The following is a 21,861-nucleotide window of genomic DNA, read 5'->3' as shown; positions in this document are numbered from 1 at the left end:
ATAATGAATACCGATCTGGACCGCTTGCAGCCTTATCCCTTTGAAAAGCTGCGCGCATTGATCGCAGATGTGACGCCCAACCCCGGGCTGCGCCCGATTGCGCTCTCGATTGGTGAGCCCAAGCATCCCTCACCGCCCTTTGTGCTGCAGACACTGGCTGACAATCTGGACAAGGCAGCAGTCTACCCAACAACTCTGGGTATCACGGAGCTGCGCCAGGGCATTGCCGACTGGCTCAAGCGTCGCTTCCAGCTCACGCATGTAGACCCTGCAACACAGATAATCCCGGTCAACGGCACCCGCGAGGCGCTGTTTTCCTTCACTCAGGCGATGGTCAGGCGCGATCCTGAAGGCCTGGTCGTCAGTCCCAATCCGTTCTACCAGATCTACGAAGGAGCAGCCTTTCTCGCCGGAGTGGAGCCCCATTACCTTGCCTGTGACGCGGGCAATGGCTTTGTACCCGATTTCGACAAGGTGCCTGAGTCGATCTGGCAGCGCTGCCAGGTCCTGTTCATCTGCACACCCGGCAACCCAACCGGCGCCGTAATGCCACTCGCCACGCTGCAGAAACTGATCAAGCTGGCAGACCTGCACGACTTCTTTATCGCTTCGGATGAATGCTACAGCGAGATTCATGCCCCCGGGGCAATCGGCCCGGTCGGACTACTCCAGGCCTGCGCGGCAATGGGCAGGGATGATTACGCACGCTGCGTGGTGTTCCACAGCCTGTCAAAGCGCTCCAACCTGCCAGGTCTGCGCTCGGGCTTTGTCGCCGGCGACGCCAACCTGCTACGGCCCTATCTGACATACCGTACCTATCACGGCTGCGCAATGCCGATTCAGAGCCAAATGGCCAGTCTTGCCGCCTGGGGGGACGAAGACCATGTGGTCGAAAATCGCCGCCAATATCAGGCAAAATTTGATGCAGTGCTGGATATACTGAATGGCGTGATGGACGTCGAACGACCGGACGCCGGCTTTTACCTTTGGCCACGAACATTGATCGATGACTGCGAGTTTACCCGGCGCCTACTCGCTGAGCAGAATGTGGCTGTGGTACCCGGCAGTTTCCTTTCCCGGGAAATTGACGGGTATAATCCCGGCGCTGGACGAGTTCGCATGGCGCTCGTAGCCCCGCTCGCCGACTGTATCGAGGCGGCGCAGCGCATCCGTCAGTTCATCGAGGACCTGGAAAAATGATCACCCTCTACGGCATCAAGGCCTGCGATACGATGAAAAAGGCTCGCGCCTGGCTGGATGAAAAGGGCGTGAGTTATCAGTTTCATGACTACAAGAAAGACGGCATCGACACTGAAAGGCTGGCCGCCTGGTGCGCAGAGCATGGTTGGGAGACCATCCTCAACCGTCAGGGTACAACCTATCGCAAGCTGAGTGACGACGAAAAAAGCGATATCGATACGGAAAAGGCTATCGCCCTGATGCAGCTCAATCCGTCAATGATCAAGAGACCGGTACTCGATATCGGTTCGAAGCGTCTGGTGGGTTTCAAGCCCGACCTCTATGCCGCCGAATTCGAATGACCCATGCACCAACAGAATCCAAGGAATAACGAATGAGCGAATGTTTCAGCCTGGCCTTTGGTATCGGTACCCAGAACACTGCAGGTGAATGGCTCGAGGTTTACTACCCCCAGCCGCTGCTCAACCCCGAGCCGGCAATGGTCAAGGTAGTAGCCGAGGTGCTTGGTTACAGCGGTGGCAATCAGGCCATCGACCTGACCGCCAGCCAGTGCAGCGCGCTCGCCGACGCTTTGAAGAAAGCTGACTTCGCCGAAGCGGGAGCGTTGGTCAGCCAACTTGAGGGCAGCAGCCGTCCGCTGGTTGCCACCGTACTGGAAACCGACGCTGCACCAGTTTCTACACCTGAGGCCTACCTCAAACTGCATCTGCTGTCGCACCGCCTGGTCAAACCCCACGGCGTAGTGCTGGCCGGCATATTCCCGTTGCTGCCCAATGTCGCCTGGACCAACCAGGGCGCCATCGACATTAACGAGCTACCCCAGCGTCAACTCGCCGCTCGTATGGCAGGCCAGATGCTCAATGTATTGAGCATCGACAAGTTCCCCTCGATGACGGACTACGTGGTGCCTACCGGCGTACGTATCGCCAATACCGCACGTGTGCGTCTAGGCGCCTATGTCGGCGAGGGTACAACGGTGATGCATGAAGGCTTTATCAACTTCAATGCCGGCACTGCGGGCACCAGCATGGTCGAAGGCCGTATCTCCGCTGGCGTATTCGTTGGCAAGGGTTCCGACCTGGGTGGCGGCTGCTCGACCATGGGTACCCTGTCGGGCGGCGGCAATATCGTCATTTCCATCGGCGAGGGCTGCCTGATCGGTGCCAACGCCGGTATCGGTATTCCCCTGGGTGACCGCTGCACCATCGAGGCAGGTCTGTACATCACCGCCGGTATCAAGGTTGCACTACTGGATGACGCCGACAACCTGGTGGAAATCGTCAAGGCCCGCGATCTGGCCAGCCAGCCGGACCTGCTGTTCCGCCGTAATTCCCAGACCGGCTCGATCGAGTGCAAGACCAACAAGAGTTCGATCCAGTTGAACGAGATGCTGCACGCGCATAACTGAGAGCGGCAAGCTTCAAGCTACAAGCCGCAAGTTGACCGAGTGTGCTGCACGCACCGTGAAAAGACCCGCTCCGAATTGTCGGGCGGGCTTTTTTATTCGAGGGCTGCAAGCCTCAAGCCGCAAGCTACAAGCTGATCGCGTTACCTAACCCCTCAGTGCATGAAAAAACACTCTGCTCTTTCTCGGGGGTTTTGTTTTTGACTTTGGTGTCTAGCTTCTGGCTTGTGGCTTGTGGCTTGTGGCTTGCCGCTTGAGGCTTGTAGCTTGCGGCTTGCGGCTCAGCGCTTGCGGCTGAGAATCCGGTCAACCAGCCTCGCCGCAACCACCAGCCCGAAAGTCCCGGTAACCATCGATACCGCGCCGAGACCGCCTTCACAGTCGAGTTTGACCGAGTCACCAGCAAAGCTTTTCTCGTGGCATACGCTGCCATCCGGCGCGGGGTAGCGCAGCTGTTCGGTGGAGTAGACGCACGGAACGCCAAAGCTGCGTTTGCTGCCCGCTTTGGGGAAATTATGATTGCGCCGCAGCTGGGAGCGCGCCTTGGCAGCCAACGGGTCATTGGTGGTTCTGGACAGATCGGATACGGTAACCTGGGTCGGGTCGATCTGGCCTGCAGCGCCGCCGGCCGTCACAATGGGGATGCGCCTGCGCCGACACCAGGCAATCAATTCCACCTTGGACTTCACGCTATCGATACAATCGGCGACCCCGTCCAGGTCCTCGGTGATGTAGTCAGGCAGCGTACGGTCGGTGACAAAATCCATCACCGCCCGCACATCACAATCAGGATTAATCGCCCTGAGGCGCTCGGCCATCACCTCGACCTTGGGCCGGCCAATCTGACCGGTCATCGCTGGTAGCTGACGATTGGTATTGGTCTGGCAAACCTCGTCCAGATCGATCAGGGTAATACGGCCGATCCCCGTACGTCCCAATGCCTCAGCAGCCCATGAGCCCACCCCGCCGATGCCGACCACGGCAATATGAGTGCGCCGCAGTTGCTCGAACGCCTCACGCCCATACAGCCGCGCTATCCCGCCAAAGCGCGGGTCGTCGGTGGTCGGGTCAGCTATCGCGATATCTTTGGCCATGGGCACCTCTGAAAAAATACCGGAAGATTATAACCCACCAGACTCGACCCGGCTCAAACCCTCAGGACCCTCAGGTGTTAAGATAGCGGCCGCCACTATTCGTCTGGAGCTCCCATGGGCCTGTTGTTTGAAGAAATCGATATCCAGCCTTCGGCCATCGGTGAGATTTCCCTGCGAAGACGCCGCATACCGGCACTCGGCGACCGGGACATCTACGAGGTCAAGCTCGGCGAAGAGTTTCTGATGTCGAGCATGTTCTACGAGGCCGAGATCGCCCTCGCCGATCTGGGTCTGGCTGCATTAGCGGGGGCAAATCTGGATGTCGTCATCGGTGGCCTCGGGCTCGGCTATACCGCTGTTGCAGCACTGCAGGACAAGCGCGTCAGCGAACTGCTGATCGTTGATTATCTGGATACGGTTATCCGCTGGCACCAGGAGGAGAAGGTCCCCCTCGGCAAGGAGCTCAACGCAGACCCACGCAGCCGCTATGTGCACGGCAGCTTCTTCGATCTCGCCGTCGAGGCGGGCGCGGGGTTCGATCCGCAGCAGCCAGGCAGGCTATTCGATGCGATACTGCTGGATATCGACCATTCACCACGCGCCTTGCTGCACCACTCCAATGCCAGCTTCTACACGGTCGACAATCTCCGCGCAATGAGCCGCCAATTGAGAACCGGTGGCGTATTTGCACTCTGGTCACAGGACCCGCCGGACGCCGAGTTCATGCAGGTGATGGAGGCGGTATTTCACAGTAGCACTGCCCATGTAGTCCCTTTCTTCAATCCGTTCCAGAACGGTGAAGCCACCAATACCATCTATGTTGGAGTCAAAGCCTGATGCCCTTCCACCCCCGCAACAAGCACAAGGGGCATTACAACCTTGGCACCCTGGCGGCCGCCAATCCGGCGCTCAAGCCATTGATTATTCCCGGCAAGACCGGGGAGCGCACGCTGGACTTCAGCAAAGCAGAGGCTGTCCTTGAACTCAACCGGGCGCTGCTGGCTACCCAGTACGGGATACAGAAGTGGGACATACCCGCGGGTTACCTGTGCCCACCGATACCGGGTCGCGCCGATTACCTGCACACCCTGGCCGACCTGCTGGGCGACAGCCACGACGGTCAGATACCCACGGGCCCGACCCTGGTGGGACTGGACATCGGCACCGGAGCCAATCTGGTCTATCCGCTGATCGGTCAGCATGAATATCAGTGGCGTTTTGTCGGCAGCGACATTGATCAGAAGGCATTGGACAATGCCAAACGCATTCTCACTGATAATCCCAAGGTGCAACCGCATATAAGCCTGCGCCACCAGTCCCATCCCGACAGCATTTTCCGGGGCGTTATCGAGCTGGATGAACGGTTCGACTTTACCCTCTGCAATCCGCCATTTCACCCAAGCGCAGGCGCGGCCAAGGATGCCAATCGGCAAAAATGGCAAAAACTCAACAAGGGCAAGGCGCTGGATGACAACCCGGGCCTGAATTTCGGCGGACAGAGCACCGAGCTGATCTGCAATGGTGGAGAAAGCGGATTTCTGGCCCGCATGATCACCGAAAGCGCCGGACTGGCGCAGCAGGTATTCTGGTTCAGCAGTCTGGTATCCAAGGCTGCCAATGTAGCCGCGCTGGAGAAGCAACTGCGCGAACTGGGCGCGACAGACGTCCGTGCCCTGGACATGGCCCAGGGGGAAAAACACAGCAGACTCCTGGCCTGGACCTTCCTCGACAAGAAGCAGCGCCGGGCCTGGCGCAAGGCGCGCTGGCCACAACCACACAAAGTTTGAAGCTCTGCCCGGGCCGGAGCAGCAGGCGTCTGGAGATGAGGTTTCCGACGCCAGTCTGCTATCATGGCGCGGTAATTCAGCCACTGCGAAATCACCATGACCGAGCTCTCCCCGACCCTGACCCTCGCCTGCGATCTGATCGCCCGCAACTCGACCACGCCCGATGACGCTGGCTGCCAGCAGCTGATGGGCGAGCGCCTGTCTGCATGCGGATTCAAACTCGAGTCCATGCGTTTTGGTGAGGTAGACAATCTTTGGGCCCGTCGGGGTACCGAGGGCCCAGTCCTGTGCTTTGCCGGCCACACCGACGTGGTACCCACCGGACCCATAGAGCGTTGGGATAACCCGCCGTTCTCGCCGGTGGTGCGCGACGGCATGCTCCACGGGCGCGGCGCAGCTGACATGAAAGGCAGCCTGGCGGCAATGATTGTTGCCGTGGAACGCTTTATTGCTGACGCTCCAGACCATAAGGGCTCCATCGCTTTTCTGATCACCAGCGACGAAGAAGGGCCGGCCACTGAAGGCACGGTCAAAGTCGTGGAAACCCTGGTTGAGCGCGGCGAAAAGGTCGACTGGTGCATTGTCGGTGAGCCCTCCAGCACCGAGCTGGTTGGCGACGTAGTCAAAAATGGCCGCCGCGGCTCACTCAATGCCCGGCTGACCATCAAGGGCAAGCAGGGGCACGTAGCCTATCCGCATCTGGCACGCAATCCGATTCATCTGGCAGCACCTGCGTTGGCGGCGCTGGCGGCGGAAAACTGGGATGCTGGCAATGCCTTTTTTCCACCGACCAGCTTCCAGGTATCCAACATCAATGCGGGCACCGGCGCGACAAACGTCGTCCCCGGCGAACTGGTTGCGCTAATCAACTTCCGTTTTTCCACCGAGTCCACCGCTGAAGGTCTTCAGCAACGTGTACGCGATTTGCTTGACCAGCATGGGCTGGACTATGAGCTGGACTGGACGCTTTCCGGCCTGCCCTTTCTGACTGAGCCCGGCGCGCTGCTTGATGGCGTCAGCGCGGCAATTCGGAAGGTGACCGGCCGTGAGACGCAACCCTCCACCACCGGCGGAACTTCCGACGGACGCTTTATCGCGACAATGGGCACCCAGGTCGTGGAGCTCGGACCGATCAATGCAACCATCCACCAGTTGAACGAGCACGTCAGTGCCAACGACCTGGATACGCTTACCGAGATTTACCAGGCCACCATGGAGCAGCTGCTAACCTGATGCTCCCGCTAATCTGTCCACTTTGCCAAGAAGCCCTGCAACCAGACAACAAGAGCTGGTCATGCTCGAACAACCACAGTTACGACCAGGCACGCCAGGGGTATCTCAACCTGTTGCTGGTGCAATACAAGAACAGCCGGCAGCCCGGTGATACGCCAACCATGCTCGCCTACCGGCAGGCTTTTCTGGATGCCGGCCACTACCAACCGGTGAGCGATCGAATCAATGAATTGCTTGCCCTTGGTAATCCTGCCGCCCTGCTGGATATGGGTTGCGGTGAGGGCTACTACACCGCGCGCCTCAAGCAGGCCATTGCCGGCTGCGCAATCGGCGGCCTGGATATAAGCAAGGATGCGATCATCAAGGCCTGTCGCCGTTCTCGCGACATCCAGTGGCTGGTCGGTTCTACTGCCAGACTGCCAGTACCCGATGCCAGTCTGGATGCGGCCCTCTGTGTCTTCAGCCCCTGGTCCTGGGATGAATGCCTGCGCTGTCTCAAGCCCGGGGGCCAGGTACTGCTGGTTGGCCCCCATGCCGATCACCTGCTGAGTCTGCGCACCGCACTCTATGACAGCGTGCACCACACACCAGAACTGATAAAGTCCCTGCCCGAGGGGTTGGCAATCGTCAACGATCAGACCCTGCGCTATGCTCTGGATCTGACATCAGCCGACCTGGCCAATCTGATTGGCATGACGCCCCATGGTTTTCGCAGCAGTCCGGAGCGTCAGCGGGCTGTAATCGAGAAGGGCCTGGGCGGCCTGGAAGTGGCCATGCGACTGGTCCTGCTGCAACGCTCCTGAGGAGACACTAAGTGCGCCAACCCGATATTGAGATCTACGTACGTGAAGAAAACCTGGATGCACTGACCACCTGGCTGGGGCAGGAGCTCGGCAGTCTCGAGCTCAAGCCCTGGAACGAACTTGTACGGCGCGGCACCCTGACCTGCGGTGAACACCGGATTCCGCTGATGATAGTGCGCAAGGCCGCCGGCAAATGGGCCAGCGTCTGGTTTGACAGCGCACACACACCCTGGGAGTCGGATCTGGACTGCGCCCGTGCGGTTTATCTGGGGCTGCAGGAAGAAGTCCGCTGTTCAGTGGGTGGCTGGTCGGAGGAAGAGGACGATCCTGATGCCGATCGCTGGATCAAGATCAACGCCAGTGGTGAGGTGGAGTTTACCTGGCAAATCAAGGCCTGACCCTGTGATGCAGGAGCATCTAGTCGTGATTGGCGGCACCCTGGCGTTGGCCATGCTGTCGATGCTGATCCACTACGAGGCATCTTTTTACCTGCGACTTGTCCTTGAAAGCCGCAAGTCGCTGTCTCGCCGCGCCCGCATCATGACCTTGACCAGTGGCCTGTTCTGCTCCCACGTGGCCCAGATATGGCTATTTGGCGCAGGGGCCTGGGTGATAATCAAGCTGTTCGATTACACCGGCACCCTTGGCGGGATCCCGCATATCCAATTTCTGGATTATGTTTACCTCTCGGCTGCCAGCTACACAACAGTGGGCTACGGGGATATCTTTCCCCTCGGACACATTCGCTTCCTGTTCGGCACCGAATCGCTGGTCGGATTCATGCTGCTGACCTGGACGGCGTCTCTGACCTTCGTAGAAATTCGCACGCATTGGCAGGATCTGGAAAATAGTGACAGCCGTTGAATCCCGGCACCAAGGCCCCATATCAGAGTCAGACCCTTTTTCGAGGAACATGCCATGTCGCAGCTGATGATCGTTGCCTGTCCCCATTGCCACCGCAAAAACCGAATTGAGGCAGCCAGACTCGACGAGTCACCCCGTTGCGGAGTCTGCAAAGCGGCCCTCTTCATGGGTGAGCCTGTGGACCTGGACTCTGGCAGCTTCAACTCGCACGCCGGCTCTGATCTGCCATTGGTAGTCGATTTCTGGGCCCCATGGTGTGGCCCCTGCCGTCAGTTTGCACCTACATTCGCCAAGGCAGCCGGCGAACTTGAGCCACGGGTTCGTCTGGCCAAGGTCAACACCGAAGAGCAGCAAGCACTGGCGTCACGCTTCGGCATCCGCAGTATTCCAACCTTATTGATCATGCGCGGCGGAAAAGAGCTGGCCCGGGTTGCTGGTGCCATGCCACCCGGGCAATTCATCCAGTGGGTCAACCAACAACTGGGCTGAACCCAGCGACCAGAAATGCACAAGCCCGCCGGATATGAATCGCGGCGGGCTTGTTTTTTCGCAGTCACAGTTGCTTGGGAAGCGTTGCAGTTACTCGGACGTTTCACCACGAATGATATCGGAACGACGTTTGAGCAGGTCCTCGACCTGGGCAACGCCCAGCTGGAACGCCCAGCGATTATCAGCATTCACGTCTAGGTTGCTATCCTCTGGTTGTTCAAAATCATCTATGGTCAGCCAGTAGCGCCCCGCAATGTCGTAGAGGCTGGCCGCGATTTCGGCCCCCTGCCAGGTGCTCACCTGCATCCGCAATACAGGTGCTTCGAGCTCCAGTGTGCCACGCAGCGCCACATCCTGGGCGTTGAGACCAGTCAAAGCGAGAACCATGCTGTTGATCCACCGCTCGCTCCCCTGCTGCTCTGCCAGATCCAGGCCTGCCAGATGGAAGTTGTAATCACCTTCCTTGCCTTTCTCAAGTTCCAGGACCTCGCCATCTGCATGTTCCCAGCGTGCCGTGGCCGCCGATTCCATCGGAATGCGCACGACCTTGAGGTCCAGCCATTGCTGGGGATTCAATGTCATGCCAAAGGGCCGATTGATCAACCACACCTGGTCCTCATCTGCAAAACGGACCAATTGACCACTGCCCACAGGGTTGCCGAACAATAGGGCCGTCTGGTCTGCGCCGGCATTCAGCTGCAACCTGAGGGGCGGCGCCTCGGGCGCCTCTGAAGCCAGGCCAAGGCGTGCATGATATTGCGGGTCAGCGGTTTGCTTCTCGGTCACCCGCGCACCACGCACCGCGTGCAGGAGCGCAGCGACACGTTCCGGCTGAGCAGGAAATCCATCCCGACTGACGACACCCCAGGCGCCCTCCACGCGCTCCAATACAACCTGATCTGCGCCGCGACTCAGGCTGATAGCGTCCAGCTCGCCAAGCGCGTTCAGCTGCCCCTCAGACAGCAAGGATCGGCTCTGCAGGTCTTCGACGCGATCGTCAGCCTGGCGCTGCAGGGCGACAACAACCAACAGCACGGTTATCACCGCCAGAATCGCAACAAATTTGATCTTCATACCAGAGACTCCTTAAGCCGACTTGCGACGCAAGCGGCGAATGAGCCACCAGAGCAGAATGCCCAGGGTGAGCAGGGCCGGCACCAGCGCTATGTTGATCACCTTCAACCAGGTACCCAACTGCTCGATATCGGCATTGAGCTGAAAACGTACATCACGCAATTGCTTGCGAATTGCCAGCTTCTCATCCAGGAACCGTTGCACGGCATCCTGCTGTTCGGCACTCATTTCCACCATCTGCGAAGGATCCTGGCCCTGCTGCAATTCTGCCAGCCGCTGCTCAGTCTCGGCCAGCTGCTGCTGCAGACGCTGTTCGCTGGCGCGGTAACGGCGCTCTGCGGCCCTTTGCAGATTCTCTACAACGGTAAACGGACGAGTGGAATCGCCACGCGAGCGCACGCTGATCAGCGCCTCGGAGCCAGACAGATTGTCGAGCGCGTTAATTACCAACCCGCCATTGTCAGCCCAGGGCTGCGGCACCCGCTCACCGAAGAAATCCTGCACCTGAACCCACATGCGGTCAGTCAAAAGATCGGTGTCCGCAATGACCATCACATTGATGTTTTCAGCTGACTGGATTGCCGGCTTGCTACCATCGAATCCCTCAGGATAGGCACTGACTGCCGGCCCCTGGAGACGGGCAGCAAGGTGGTAGGTGTCCTGATCCGGCTGGAAACCATCGAGCAATACTTCCGGATCCTGCATCCCGGTAAAGGCACTGCTGGCGATCAGTGCGCTGTTGGCGGTGCTGGAAAACAGCGGTGTGAACTGCGTCTGCGCGCCCTCGATCGGCGCCAGCGCGCCAGCGGTGGCGACTGTCAGCAGGCTTAGCGGCGCAGTAACGGTGTCATCCTGGTTGATCTGGGCCTGCTCGATTTCGAGCCAGCCGATGTGGCGAGCGGGCAATTGCCCCTGACCACGCCCCACTGACATACCCAGCCGGGCATCCAGCACGACCTTTTCAGCATCGAAAGACACGCCCCAATTGCTCAACAATGGCGACAGATCCGACGACTTGCCGTCGGCCATCGCATCCATCATCGCTTCCTGACTCTGATCGGCTTCAGCGAGCGGATCGATGAAAGCCAGCAACTTGCCACCGCGCAGAACAAACTGATCAACCGCGTTCAGTGCCTGTTCTGTAAGCGCCTTGGGATGCACGAGCATCAGAACGTCGATATCGGCGGGCACCTCGGTAATATCATGTTGAAGGTTATTGACCTCGAACAACTGGCGTATCTGTTCGAATACCACCCAGGGCGCCGCGGGTTGACCGGTCATAGGATTCATACCGCCGCTCAGGGGCAAGCCGCTGATCAGACCTACCTGGGCCTTTTCAGGCTGCGCCAGGCTGTTGATCAGGCGGCTCAGTTCGTACTCGAGCAAACCTTCCTGCTCCAGTGCAAAGAAAGGAATGACCTCTCGCTCGCCAAGGGTATTACTACCCGCCAGGCCGAAGTACAGCTTCTCTCCGCTCTGCGGCAAAGGTATAGCCTGCAGACCGAATTCGGCGGCGCGGTCCTCGGCCTCAGAGAAGGGTTGCGGATCAATGATCTGCAGATCGATCTTATCCCCCGCGACACGCTCATATTCCTGCAGCAGCTCTTCTACACGGCGCGCATAGTTGCGCAGCACAACCATGTCCTTGCTCGCGCTGTCGGAAAAGAAGAAATACAGGGTAACTGGCTCCTCGAGTCCGGTCAGGATTTCACGGGTACCATCGGAAATGGTGTACAGCTTCTGTTCGGTCAGATCGATACGCGCGCCCGGGAGCAGCGTATTGGAGGCCATGTTGAAGGCGACAAAGGCCAACAGCAGGACCAGCAGGCCGGTGCCTGAATACATCAAACGTTTCATTATTATGTCTCCTTCGCCTCAATCGGCCTTTTTCAGGTCGATGACAATCGCGGTAGCCAGCAACCACACAGCCATCAGCGAAATGAAATACAACAGGTCACGCAGATCCAGAACGCCCTTGCTGATGGCATCGAAACGAATCAGGAAGCTGAGTGAGGCGATAGCATCAAGCAACCACTGTGGTGCCCATCCGCTGAACAGATCGAGCCACAGGGAGAATCCGCTGACGATAAAGATAAAGCAGGCAACAACACTGACGATAAAGGCGATCACCTGGTTCTTGGTCAGCGCCGACATGCACGAGCCGATGGCCAGATAGCCGCCTGCCAGCAGCCAGCTACCCAGGTAGCCAGTGAAGATCGCACCGTTGTCAGGCGAGCCCAGGTAGTTGACGGTAATGATGATCGGAAAGGTCAGCAGCAGCGCCAGGCCGATGAACACCCAGGCCGCGAGGAACTTGCCCAGGACCATGTCGGTACGCGAAACCGGCAAGGTCATCAGCAATTCGATAGTGCCGGATTTACGCTCCTCAGCCCAGAGCCGCATGGCCACTGCCGGCACCAGAAACAGGTAAAGCCAGGGGTGGAAGTTGAAGAACGCGTTCAGATCAGCCTGGCCACTCTCGTAAAAACCACCGAGATAGAAGGTGAAGACCGCAGCCAGCACCAGAAAGATCACGATAAAGATATAAGCCAGCGGGGTGGCAAAATAGCTGCCCAGCTCGCGTTTGAAGATCACTCCAAGATTTTTCATGCTGCTTCCTCCGCAGTCAGACGACGGAAGACTTCGTCCAGCCGGCCGCGCTCGACCGACAGCTCACGCACCGGCCAGGCATGATCCTGGGCATATTGACCCACTACGGGGAAAATCACCTCGCCAGGCTTGGCAATAACGGTCAGCAGGTGTCCGTCTGGACGCACTTCGATTTCCTGCACACCGGGCAAGCCCAGCAACGGCTGACTGTCCACCGGTTGCTCCAGAGCAACAGTAACAGCCTGGTGATAGCGCGAACGGGCCTCAAGCTGCTCCGGCGTACCATCGGCCAACAGGCGACCATGGGCAATCACCACGGCTCGGGTACAGACCGCGCTGACTTCTTCCAGAATGTGTGTGGAGATCACCACGATCTTGTTGCTGCCTTCGGCGAGCTGCTTGATCAGCTTGCGTACCTGATACTTCTGGTTCGGGTCCAGACCGTCGGTGGGCTCGTCAAGAATCAGGATGCTGGGGTCATGCAGAATCGCCTGGGCCAGGCCTACGCGACGCTTGAAACCCTTGGACAGCGTCTCGATGCTCTGGCTCATTACTGCACCCAGCTCCAGTTGCTCGGCCGCCCAGGCTACGCGTTTGTGCTTTTCCGCACCGCTGAAACCACGCACCTCGGCAATGAACTCAAGGAAGCGTTTTACCCGCATATCACCGTAACAGGGCGCACCTTCCGGCAAATATCCCATCTGTTGCTGGGCTTGCAGGGTCTGGGTCTGGATATCAAATCCGCCAACGGAGGCTGAGCCGCCATCGGGGGTAAGAAATCCGGTGAGCATTTTCATCGTGGTCGATTTTCCGGCACCGTTTGGCCCCAGAAACCCCAGTACTTCCCCCGGACTGACGTCAAAGGACAAATTATCCACGGCAACATGGTCGCCAAAGCGTTTGGTCAGGCTGTTTATCTTTATCATGGCCTCTTCCGTTATCCCCAAAAAAACAGATGCGCCGCAAACAGGCGGACAATGCAGTGCGCAAGGATACATTGATTGGTGTCAAAGCGGGGCAGGCATTGGACGGGCAAGGACGATCAGACACCAATGGAGTCGATACGCCGAGGCAGCGTTCCCGCTCTACCGGCTAGCAGCAAGGAATGAATCAGCGCTCAAGGCATGGACTATATGAACCCGCCGGGTATATTTCAAGGGCTGCAACTGTATTGATCCAGGCCCTCCGCTTGCGCGGCTGAAACCTGCCCACAAACAGGCTAGAATCCGCGTCAAAGGTCTTGTGCGCAGGGACTGCGAATACCATCCCATTCAGGAAACTCCATGTCAGCTGTCTATTCTTCCTTCTTCGGTCGTTTGCGCTTCGGTTTGTTGCGGCGGCTGTTATATATATGGGCACGCTCGGACAGCATCGGCAACAGCAGTTTCAGCCTGCATCTGGATCAAGATCAGCCAATTGTCTACGTATTGCCATACCGTTCGTTGTCAGACCTCATGGTGCTGGACCGCGAATGTATCAAGGCGGGCCTGCCGCGCCCGGTCCGGGCTCCCCATGGCGGTCTCGATGAGCGCGAGTCGCATGTTTTCCTCAGTCACGCCAAGGCCTGGGTAGGTCGCCCTGATCCGCGAAAGCAATCGCCACGCCTGCTCAGGACCCTGGATGCAGTCCAGGACCGGTACTGCAAGGAGGTACAACTGGTACCGGTAAGCGTTTTCTGGGGCCAATCACCGGATGTCGAGTCCTCACCACTGAAACTGCTGTTTGCCTATAACTGGACAATGGCCGGGAGGCTGCGCAAGTTGCTGGCCATAGTGCTGCATGGCCGCAAGATTCGTGTGCATTTCGGGCGGAGTCTGTCATTGCAGGAACTGGTGCAACAGGATCTGGGCCGTGAGCGCAACCTGCGTCGCGTCAACCGTTTGTTGCGTGTGCACTTTCGCCAACAACGGGGTGCGGTAGTCGGGCCGGACCTCTTTAATCGGCGCACACTTCTCAAGGGTCTGCTGCAATCGCCCCAGGTCAGACAGGCAATACAACGGGAAGCGCAGGAGCGGGAAATCGACCCCGCCAAGGCTCATCGCGAAGCTGCGCGCTATGCCAACGAGATCGCCTCGGACTTTACCTACAGTATTATCCGTTTTCTCGAGGTTGTGCTCTCCTGGTTCTGGAACAAACTCTATGACGGCACTCGCATAAACCATGTGGCAAGAGTCCAGGACATAGCGCCGGGCAACGAGATCATCTACGTACCTTGCCACCGCAGCCATATCGACTACCTCCTGCTTTCGTATGTGCTTTTCCAGAACAATCTGACGCCTCCGCATATTGCCGCCGGAATCAATCTGGATATGCCTGTAGTCGGGAATATTCTGAGACGCGGAGGCGCCTTCTTCATGCGCCGCAGCTTTCGAGGTAACCAGCTGTATACCGCTGTTTTCAACGAATATATGCACACGCTGTTCAGCCGCGGCTTTCCGACCGAGTACTTTATAGAGGGCGGGCGCTCTCGCACTGGGCGCACGCTCAATCCGAAAGCAGGACTACTGTCGATCACTCTGCGCAGCTACCTGCGCTCCTCCCGCCGCCCGATTGTCTTTGTGCCTGTCTACATCGGCTATGAACGAGTTCTTGAGGGTCGTACCTATCTGGGCGAGCTACGGGGCCAGGAAAAAAAGAAGGAATCCTTTTTTGATCTGTTCAGGGTTGTATCCGCGCTGAAACTGCGCTTCGGTCGAGTTGCGGTCAACTTCGGCGAGCCAGTAGCGCTTAACAGTTTTCTCGGCAGGGAACAGCCGGGCTGGCGTCAACAAAGCTACGAGCCGGACTACCGCCCTGCCTGGCTGCCGGACGTCACTGACCGCCTGGCCCGAACCCTGGCCAGCGCAATCAACGCCGCGTGCGATGTCAATCCGGTCAATCTGATCGCGCTTTCGATGCTTTCCACCAGGCGCCTGGCACTGGATGAGCCCGCACTCATACGGGTACTGGAGAGCTACAACACACTGCTTCGCCGTGTTCCATACAGCAGCAGCGTGACCTTGCCGGACATGGATGGAGCCCAACTGATCCGCTATGTGGAAAGCATGGGCATGATAGGTCGTCAATCCGATGCACTCGGCGAAATTCTCTACCTGGATGAACCCCAGGCAGTGTTGATGACGTACTACCGTAACAACGTTCTGCATCTGGTCGCGTTGCCGGCCCTGATTGCCTGTCTGTTTCTGAATAACGCCCGGATGAGTCGTGAACAGATCATTCGTCTGGTGACAGCCATCTACCCCTACCTGCAGGGTGAGCTTTTTCTGCAATGGCGCGCGGAGGAACTACCCGCGGTGATCGGGACCTGGATAGATGGTCTGGTCGCTGAAGAGTTACTGCACGACAGTGCGGGCCAGATTTCCCGGCCGGAAACCAGCTCCGGGGAGTTTGTGCTGCTGACCCTGCTCGCGCGCAGCATTCTGCAAACGCTTGAACGCTTCTACATGGCATCTGCACTGCTATTCAGCAATCCCAACGGTAGCCTGACAGCTGAAGAGCTTGAAGCGCTCTGTTCGGTCATGGCGCAACGGCTGTCAATACTGCACGGTCTGAATGCGCCGGAGTTCTTCGACAAGACCCTGTTCCGCCAGTTTATTCAGCGCCTCAATGAAAAGCAGGTGTTGAGCCAGGACGTCGAAGGACGGCTGAGTTATTCGCCGGACATGGAAGACATAGCTGAGAACACGGCAAAGCGAGTACTCAGTGCGGAAATCAGACTGTCGATCAGGCAGGTGGCGCGCGCGTCCAAGCCGGCGCCTGCGCCTGCGTCGCCCATGGAGGCAGACACCTAATTACCGAGTTTCTGTATACCGTAGATATCGTAACGGCTGGACTGACCGCTAAGTTCTGCGCTGGGCACCCGACCACTGATGGCCGGGGCTTTGCGTGGTCGCTTGACCGCGACCCTGTGGCTGGCCAGCGCCAGGGCCGCCTCGAGCAACGCCGGCGCATCCAGATCATCGCCTGCCAACGGGCGAAAGACTCGCATTTCCTTTTTGACCAGCGCGGATTTGTCGCGATGGGGGAACATCGGATCCAGATGAATCACCTGCGGCACTGCACCGTCCCATGCATTCATCACAGTGATGGCATCGGCCTGAACCAACTCCATACGACCGGCAATCTCGGCGACCTCGCCACCCGCCTGCCTGGCGCGCAGCAAGCCGTCAGCCAGCAGCGCAGCAATAATAGGTTGCCGCTCGATCATGGTTACCTGGCAACCCAGAGCGGCCAGCACAAAGGCATCCCTCCCCAGTCCAGCGGTGGCATCGAGCACGCTGGGCCTGAGCGAACCCCGCAACCCTGCGGCCCTGGCCACCATTTGCCCGGTTCCACCGCCAAACTGACGCCGATGGGCAAGTGCGCCTTCGACAAAATCAACTCGCACCGAGCCTGGTGCGTTGGCTCCTGTCGCCTGCAAACTCAATCCGGCCTCCCCTACCTGAAGTAACAGGAATGCGTCATCGGTGGCGGGGTCCAGTAACGGTAGTGCCAGGGAGGCTGCCAGTGCGGACGCCCTGGACTCGAATTCGGGGCGCAAAAAAGTCACCCCAACGAGATGTGCGGTTGCTGGAATATTCACATCGGGAAGCCTGGGTTGAAGCCTGAGGGATCAGGCAAACAGATCGATACCAAAGATGCCATCGGAATCGTCACCGACAGGCATGCTGGCAGTGGACTGATAGCTGGCCATGGCCTGATTCGTACGACCGTAGACCGGCTCCAGGCTCTCGCGGCGGGCAGGGATATACTCGGCATTGGCAGACGACGGATTGACCGATCGAGTTGCCAGGGCCCGAGAAGGCTCGACGGGAGCAGCCTGGGCTGTCTGACCCGCGCGCGCAGGCTCGCTGTTGGCCGGAGGGACCACAGGGCGAGAGCTGCGCTCGGGAAGCGCAGTGAATGGGATATAACCATCCAGACGCATGAAATGACTCCATGGGATACAAAGTAGAGATTATCCTGCCTACAAAGAAAAGGCAAAATCAGCCGACGGAACGTGGTGTCGCCACCTTGTCACGCAGGTAAACCGGCTGTGCATCCGCAGCGTCCAGCACGTCACCCGACGCCCAGCGCGGAGCAGCGAGCGTCAACAGATCCCGCGCATCGGGAAGCATCTGTGGCCAGCTCCGTTCCACCCGGACTCCCAGGCGTTCGGCATATTGCCAACCGGTCCCGGCGCCCTCGGGGAGCCCCATACCCCTTGCCAGGGTCACCTTTTCCGGTGCACTGACACACTCCTCTCCCACCAAATGCATCACTCCCGCACGCAATTGATAGCAGCCCCAGTAGACTTCATCCATACGCGCATCAATGGCGGCACACACATTCTCGGCCTGGTGCTCGCGAGCAGCGCGTTGGGCGAGTGCGGCCAGATTGGATATGTCTATAACGGGTTTGTTAAGCGCGAAAGCCAGGCCCTGAACCATGCCGGTTGCTATACGCACGCCGGTGAAGGCCCCCGGGCCCCGCCCAAAAACCAGTGCGTCGATATCGCGCATTTTAATGCCGGCTTCGTCCAGCAGCTCCTCGATCATCGGCAGCAGGCGCACCGCATGCATGCGCGGTATGACTTCGAAGCGGTGAAGCACCCGGCCTTGATGCAGCAACGCAGCCGAGCACGCCTCGGTTGCAGTATCGAGAGCAAGCAGTGTGTTCATAGCGGTCGGTTTCAATGAGGGGCTCATAGGAAATCAGTGGCTGCCCGCAAGCAGCCAATAGTCCATATTGCCGGTCGCCCGTGGCCAGGCGACCTTAAAACATCACTTCAGTGCGTTCATGACTTGCTGGGTAATGGTCTCGACGCTGCCCACACCCACTACGCGAGTGCACTTGGGCGTACCCTGTGCATCGGCCACCTTCTGGTAGAAAGCAACCAGGGGCTGGGTCTGCTCATGGTAGATTTGCAGGCGATTGCGCACTGTGGCTTCCACATCATCTTCACGCTGAACCAGGTCTTCGCCAGTCAGATCATCCTTGCCTTCGACCTTCGGTGCCTGATGCTTGATGTGATAGATGCGACCGGAGGCAGGATGCACACGACGACCAGACAGGCGCTCGACGATTTCTTCATCGTCAACTGCTATTTCGAGCACATGGTCAATATTGACTCCAGCTTCAACCAGCGCCTCGGCCTGAGGGATAGTGCGAGGAAAACCATCGAGCAGAAAACCGTTACGGCAATCTTCCTGGACGATCCGCTCCTGGATCAGACCAATAATCAGGTCATCGGACACCAGGCGCCCGCTTTCCATAACTTCCTTCACCTGCTTGCCCAGCTCGGTACCGGCCTTGACCGCTGCACGCAGCATGTCGCCCGTGGAAATCTGGGGTATCTCGAACTGCTTGCAGATGAACTGGGCCTGGGTGCCCTTGCCGGCGCCAGGCGCTCCCAACAGGATGACTCGCATATTCAAACTCTCCTAATCTGACTGAAACCGGGCCGCGGCTGGCAAAACGCCAACCACTGGCAAACGCCCGCAATTGCGCCGACGCATCTAATTCATCGCAGCCCACGGCATGCGAAAAGGGCGTTCAACATACACTTACAACCCCGCATGCACAAGCCAGACCATGGTCTCGATGGGCACCCCGGCCTGCGGGCCCCTCAGCCGGTATTGCGCATACCGGCAGCGATTCCGGCAACCGTTACCAGAAGGGCCCGCTCAAGATCTGGATCGATATTCTGGCCCTGGGACCGGGTCCGGCCCATCAGCTCGGCCTGCAGTATATGCAGCGGGTCGGTGTATGGATTGCGCACCGCGACTGATTCCAGCAAGGCCGGATTGTGGGCCAGCAGCTGCTCGGTCTGACGCAGCGTCAGTACCGCTTCGGTCGCCTGCTGCAACGCCGCGCGCAGTTTCGCACCCAGAGGCCAGAGGTCAGGACTCGCAAGGCGTTCTTCATAGAACCGGGAAATACTGGCATCTGCCTTGGACAGCACCATCTCCAACATCTCGATTCGCGCCCGAAAAAACGGCCAACGGTCCATCATGATCCGCAGCTGATCCGCCTCGCCCGCATCCATGGCTTCCATCAACGCCTGGCCTGCACCCAACCATGCCGGAAGCATCAAACGGGTCTGTGTCCAGGCAAAGATCCAGGGGATTGCCCGCAGACTCTCGATGCCGCCCTGCGTCTTGCGTTTGGCTGGTCGGCTGCCCAGCGGTAATCGCGCCAGCTCCTGCTCGGGCGTTGCCTGGCGGAAATATTCCACGAACTGTGGCTCGTCTCGCACCACGCCGCGGTAGACCGTCACAGAACGATCGGCCAGGCTCTGCATCATCTCACGCCACTGGGGTTCAGGAGCTGGAGGTGGTAGCAGACTGGCCTCAAGCACCGCGCTGGTATAAAGCTGCAGGCTTTGCACAGCAATTGCCGGCAGCCCGAACTTGAAGCGGATCATCTCCCCCTGCTCGGTCACCCGAAACTGGCCATTCACCGAGCCAGGAGGTTGCGACAGGATTGCCATGTGGGCAGGCGCGCCCCCGCGACCAACGGTACCACCGCGGCCATGGAAAAGCCTCAGTCGCACCCTGTGCTGCGCAGCAACCGCCACCAGTGCTTCCTGCGCCCGGTATTGCGCCCATCCGGCAGCCAGGGTCCCGGCGTCCTTGGCCGAATCCGAATAGCCGATCATCACCTCCTGCTCATCCCCGGCAATGTTTCGGTAGCCCTGCAGAGAAAGCAGCCGGTCTATGGCAGGCGCTGCATTGTCCAGGTCTGCCAGGGTTTCAAATAGGGGCACGACGCGCATTGGCCAACTGACGCCGGTTTCCTTCAGGAGTAGTTTGACTGCCAGTACGTCCGAGGGGCTGGAAGCCATGGATATCACGTACGAGCCCAGCAATTCGGCGGGCTGACTGGCTATGATACGGCAGGTATCGAGTACCTCGGCTACCTCATCAGATGGCTTCCAGCCCGGTGGCAACAGCGGTCGGCGATTGCTCAGCTCTCTGATCAGGAACTCGCAGCGCTGCTCTTCACTCCAGTCGCTGTAGCGACCCAGCTCCAGGTAATCGGTCAACTCGGCCAGTACGTCCGCGTGCCGCCCGGCATCCTGACGGATGTCCAGCCGTACCAGACCCAGGCCAAAGGCATTGACCCGGCGCAGGGTATCCAGCAGTGGACCGTTGGCAATCAGCTCCATGCCCTGCTCCAATAAAGAGGTATGGCAATCCTCCAGGGGCTGGCGCAATTCATCGAGGCTGCCCAATACAGCTTCATCGGGCGGCAGATCACTTTCCAGCGCAGCCTCGGCCCAGTCCCGGGTCGCTTGCAACCGTTCACGCAAACGCTTGAGCAGCGCGCGATAGGGCTCATCGACCAGCCCTGTCTGATCCAGCACCCGCTTGCTGGCTGCCTGCATGGATAACTGGTTGCCCAGGCTTTCGACATCGCGCAGGTACAGATCGGCCGCCATCCAGCGACCGAGCAGCAGCACCTCCCGGGTTACCCGTGCAGTAACATTGGGGTTGCCATCGCGGTCGCCACCCATCCAGGATCCCATGCGCACAGGAGCTGTGCGGGGAGCCAGGGACGCACCGGTAGCCGCCCGCACCTCCTCGTCCAGCTGCCGCAGAAAGGTAGGGATCGCAGACCAGAGGGAATGCTCTATAACCGCAAAACCCCATTTGGCTTCATCTACCGGCGTCGGGCGGCTACGTCGAATCTCATCGGTATGCCAGGCTTCACTGATCAGCCGGGCCAGATCGGAGCGCACGCTCGCCTGCTCTGAACTACTGAGATCATCATGATCACGACGGCCCAGGGCCAGCGCAATGGCATCGTACTTCTGTATCAGGGTACGGCGCGTCACCTCGGTGGGATGCGCAGTCAGCACCAGCTCGATATCCAGTGATTCGACATGCCGGCGCACAGTGACGCCGTCCATTCCTGTTTCCTTTAACCGCTTGAGCAGGTCACTGACGCAACGCTGCTCGAAACGCACGGGCTCATCAGGACGCTGGCGTCTGTTGCGGTGGTACTGCTCGGCAATATTGGCCAGATTGAGAAACTGATTGAAGGCCCGACAAACAGGCAACAGTTGATCGTCAGGCAAATCGTGCAGCGCTGCCAGCAACGCCTCATGGGCAGCCTTGTCTGTACTGCGACCCTGTTTGGCGCCCAGACGGATACGTTCGATACGCTGCAGAAAAGACTCGCCCAGTTGCGCCTTGATAGTCTGCCCGAGCAATTCGCCCAACTCATGAACATCTTCACGCAAGCGCGCATCTATCTCAGTCATTTGCCGTCTCCTGTTGTCCTAATATACGACAGCATGCTGGCGTAGGGGCCTGCCT

At 58.9% G+C, this 21,861-nt stretch carries 21 protein-coding genes; 11 read left to right on the top strand and 10 right to left on the bottom strand.

What is annotated here, in order from left to right; all coding sequences use genetic code 11:
• The first annotated feature begins 3 nt into the window (after window positions 1-3).
• The 3 genes from dapC to dapD are packed head-to-tail and all read left to right on the top strand — an operon-like array spanning window position 4 to window position 2,608.
• Complete coding sequence (dapC, locus tag IEV54_RS00670) at window positions 4-1,200, top strand: succinyldiaminopimelate transaminase (protein WP_150277749.1); 1,197 nt, start codon at window positions 4-6, stop codon at window positions 1,198-1,200.
• Entirely contained in the window at window positions 1,197-1,541 is a 345-nt protein-coding gene (locus IEV54_RS00665; protein ID WP_150277750.1) for an ArsC family reductase, read from the top strand. Before dapC ends, IEV54_RS00665 begins: the two co-directional genes overlap by 4 nt.
• Window positions 1,542-1,573: 32 nt before the next feature.
• Window positions 1,574-2,608: a 2,3,4,5-tetrahydropyridine-2,6-dicarboxylate N-succinyltransferase gene (gene dapD / locus IEV54_RS00660; RefSeq protein ID WP_150277751.1), complete on the top strand. Its 1,035-nt coding sequence runs from the start codon at window positions 1,574-1,576 to the stop codon at window positions 2,606-2,608.
• Between the two features lie 278 nt (window positions 2,609-2,886).
• Here dapD and tcdA read toward each other — a convergent pair whose 3' ends face one another.
• On the bottom strand, window positions 2,887-3,699 hold the full coding sequence (gene tcdA, locus IEV54_RS00655; RefSeq protein ID WP_150277752.1) for a tRNA cyclic N6-threonylcarbamoyladenosine(37) synthase TcdA: 813 nt from the start codon (window positions 3,697-3,699) through the stop codon (window positions 2,887-2,889).
• Window positions 3,700-3,813: 114 nt separating this feature from the next.
• Here tcdA and IEV54_RS00650 point away from each other — a divergent pair, with 114 nt between their 5' ends.
• The 7 genes from IEV54_RS00650 (at window position 3,814) to trxC (ending at window position 8,875) form a co-directional block, all read left to right on the top strand.
• Window positions 3,814-4,536 (top strand): spermidine synthase, encoded by a 723-nt coding sequence (locus IEV54_RS00650; RefSeq protein ID WP_150277753.1) that lies wholly within the window; start codon window positions 3,814-3,816, stop codon window positions 4,534-4,536.
• Complete coding sequence (gene rlmF / locus IEV54_RS00645) at window positions 4,536-5,486, top strand: 23S rRNA (adenine(1618)-N(6))-methyltransferase RlmF (RefSeq protein WP_150277754.1); 951 nt, start codon at window positions 4,536-4,538, stop codon at window positions 5,484-5,486. Before IEV54_RS00650 ends, rlmF begins: the two co-directional genes overlap by 1 nt.
• 96 nt (window positions 5,487-5,582) lie before the next feature.
• Window positions 5,583-6,719 (top strand): succinyl-diaminopimelate desuccinylase, encoded by a 1,137-nt coding sequence (gene dapE / locus IEV54_RS00640; RefSeq protein WP_150277755.1) that lies wholly within the window; start codon window positions 5,583-5,585, stop codon window positions 6,717-6,719.
• On the top strand, window positions 6,719-7,522 hold the full coding sequence (locus tag IEV54_RS00635; protein ID WP_150277756.1) for a putative RNA methyltransferase: 804 nt from the start codon (window positions 6,719-6,721) through the stop codon (window positions 7,520-7,522). The genes dapE and IEV54_RS00635 overlap by 1 nt, the downstream gene beginning before the upstream one ends.
• Before the next feature lie 11 nt (window positions 7,523-7,533).
• On the top strand, window positions 7,534-7,920 hold the full coding sequence (locus IEV54_RS00630) for a hypothetical protein (protein ID WP_150277757.1): 387 nt from the start codon (window positions 7,534-7,536) through the stop codon (window positions 7,918-7,920).
• 7 nt (window positions 7,921-7,927) lie between these two features.
• Complete coding sequence (locus tag IEV54_RS00625; protein WP_150277758.1) at window positions 7,928-8,386, top strand: ion channel; 459 nt, start codon at window positions 7,928-7,930, stop codon at window positions 8,384-8,386.
• 54 nt (window positions 8,387-8,440) lie between these two features.
• Window positions 8,441-8,875, top strand: a complete 435-nt coding sequence (gene trxC, locus IEV54_RS00620) for a thioredoxin TrxC (protein ID WP_150277759.1) — start codon at window positions 8,441-8,443, stop codon at window positions 8,873-8,875.
• A gap of 90 nt (window positions 8,876-8,965) precedes the next feature.
• Here the strand turns inward: trxC and IEV54_RS00615 are convergent, their stop codons facing one another.
• The 4 genes from IEV54_RS00615 to IEV54_RS00600 are packed head-to-tail and all read right to left on the bottom strand — an operon-like array spanning window position 8,966 to window position 13,485.
• On the bottom strand, window positions 8,966-9,949 hold the full coding sequence (locus tag IEV54_RS00615) for a DUF4340 domain-containing protein (RefSeq protein ID WP_150277760.1): 984 nt from the start codon (window positions 9,947-9,949) through the stop codon (window positions 8,966-8,968).
• Window positions 9,950-9,961: 12 nt separating this feature from the next.
• Window positions 9,962-11,806: a GldG family protein gene (locus IEV54_RS00610; protein ID WP_150277761.1), complete on the bottom strand. Its 1,845-nt coding sequence runs from the start codon at window positions 11,804-11,806 to the stop codon at window positions 9,962-9,964.
• Window positions 11,807-11,824: 18 nt separating this feature from the next.
• Window positions 11,825-12,559, bottom strand: coding sequence for an ABC transporter permease (locus tag IEV54_RS00605; protein WP_150277762.1), 735 nt, complete (start codon window positions 12,557-12,559; stop codon window positions 11,825-11,827).
• A complete protein-coding gene (locus IEV54_RS00600; RefSeq protein WP_150277763.1) occupies window positions 12,556-13,485 on the bottom strand; it encodes an ABC transporter ATP-binding protein in 930 nt (309 codons plus the stop codon). The genes IEV54_RS00605 and IEV54_RS00600 overlap by 4 nt, the downstream gene beginning before the upstream one ends.
• A 357-nt stretch (window positions 13,486-13,842) precedes the next feature.
• Here IEV54_RS00600 and plsB point away from each other — a divergent pair, with 357 nt between their 5' ends.
• A complete protein-coding gene (gene plsB, locus IEV54_RS00595; protein WP_150277764.1) occupies window positions 13,843-16,350 on the top strand; it encodes a glycerol-3-phosphate 1-O-acyltransferase PlsB in 2,508 nt (835 codons plus the stop codon).
• Here plsB and IEV54_RS00590 read toward each other — a convergent pair.
• The 5 genes from IEV54_RS00590 to ppc all read right to left on the bottom strand — a co-directional run bounded on the left by IEV54_RS00590 (window position 16,347) and on the right by ppc (window position 21,806).
• Window positions 16,347-17,135, bottom strand: a complete 789-nt coding sequence (locus tag IEV54_RS00590) for a class I SAM-dependent methyltransferase (protein ID WP_223825462.1) — start codon at window positions 17,133-17,135, stop codon at window positions 16,347-16,349. The genes plsB and IEV54_RS00590 overlap by 4 nt on opposite strands.
• Window positions 17,136-17,171: 36 nt before the next feature.
• Window positions 17,172-17,486 (bottom strand): hypothetical protein, encoded by a 315-nt coding sequence (locus tag IEV54_RS00585; RefSeq protein ID WP_150277765.1) that lies wholly within the window; start codon window positions 17,484-17,486, stop codon window positions 17,172-17,174.
• Window positions 17,487-17,544: 58 nt separating this feature from the next.
• The gene (tsaB, locus tag IEV54_RS00580) at window positions 17,545-18,219 is read right to left on the bottom strand and encodes a tRNA (adenosine(37)-N6)-threonylcarbamoyltransferase complex dimerization subunit type 1 TsaB (protein ID WP_150277766.1); all 675 of its coding nucleotides are present in this window, start codon (window positions 18,217-18,219) and stop codon (window positions 17,545-17,547) included.
• A 102-nt stretch (window positions 18,220-18,321) separates the two neighbouring features.
• Window positions 18,322-18,969: an adenylate kinase gene (adk, locus tag IEV54_RS00575; RefSeq protein ID WP_150277767.1), complete on the bottom strand. Its 648-nt coding sequence runs from the start codon at window positions 18,967-18,969 to the stop codon at window positions 18,322-18,324.
• 197 nt (window positions 18,970-19,166) lie between these two features.
• Window positions 19,167-21,806: a phosphoenolpyruvate carboxylase gene (gene ppc, locus IEV54_RS00570; RefSeq protein ID WP_150277768.1), complete on the bottom strand. Its 2,640-nt coding sequence runs from the start codon at window positions 21,804-21,806 to the stop codon at window positions 19,167-19,169.
• Window positions 21,807-21,861: the final 55 nt, after the last annotated feature.

The sequence above is a fragment of the Halopseudomonas salina genome (genome assembly GCF_014637955.1).
Lineage (GTDB): Bacteria > Pseudomonadota > Gammaproteobacteria > Pseudomonadales > Pseudomonadaceae > Halopseudomonas > Halopseudomonas salina.
This window is presented reverse-complemented; position numbering and strand designations above follow the sequence as displayed.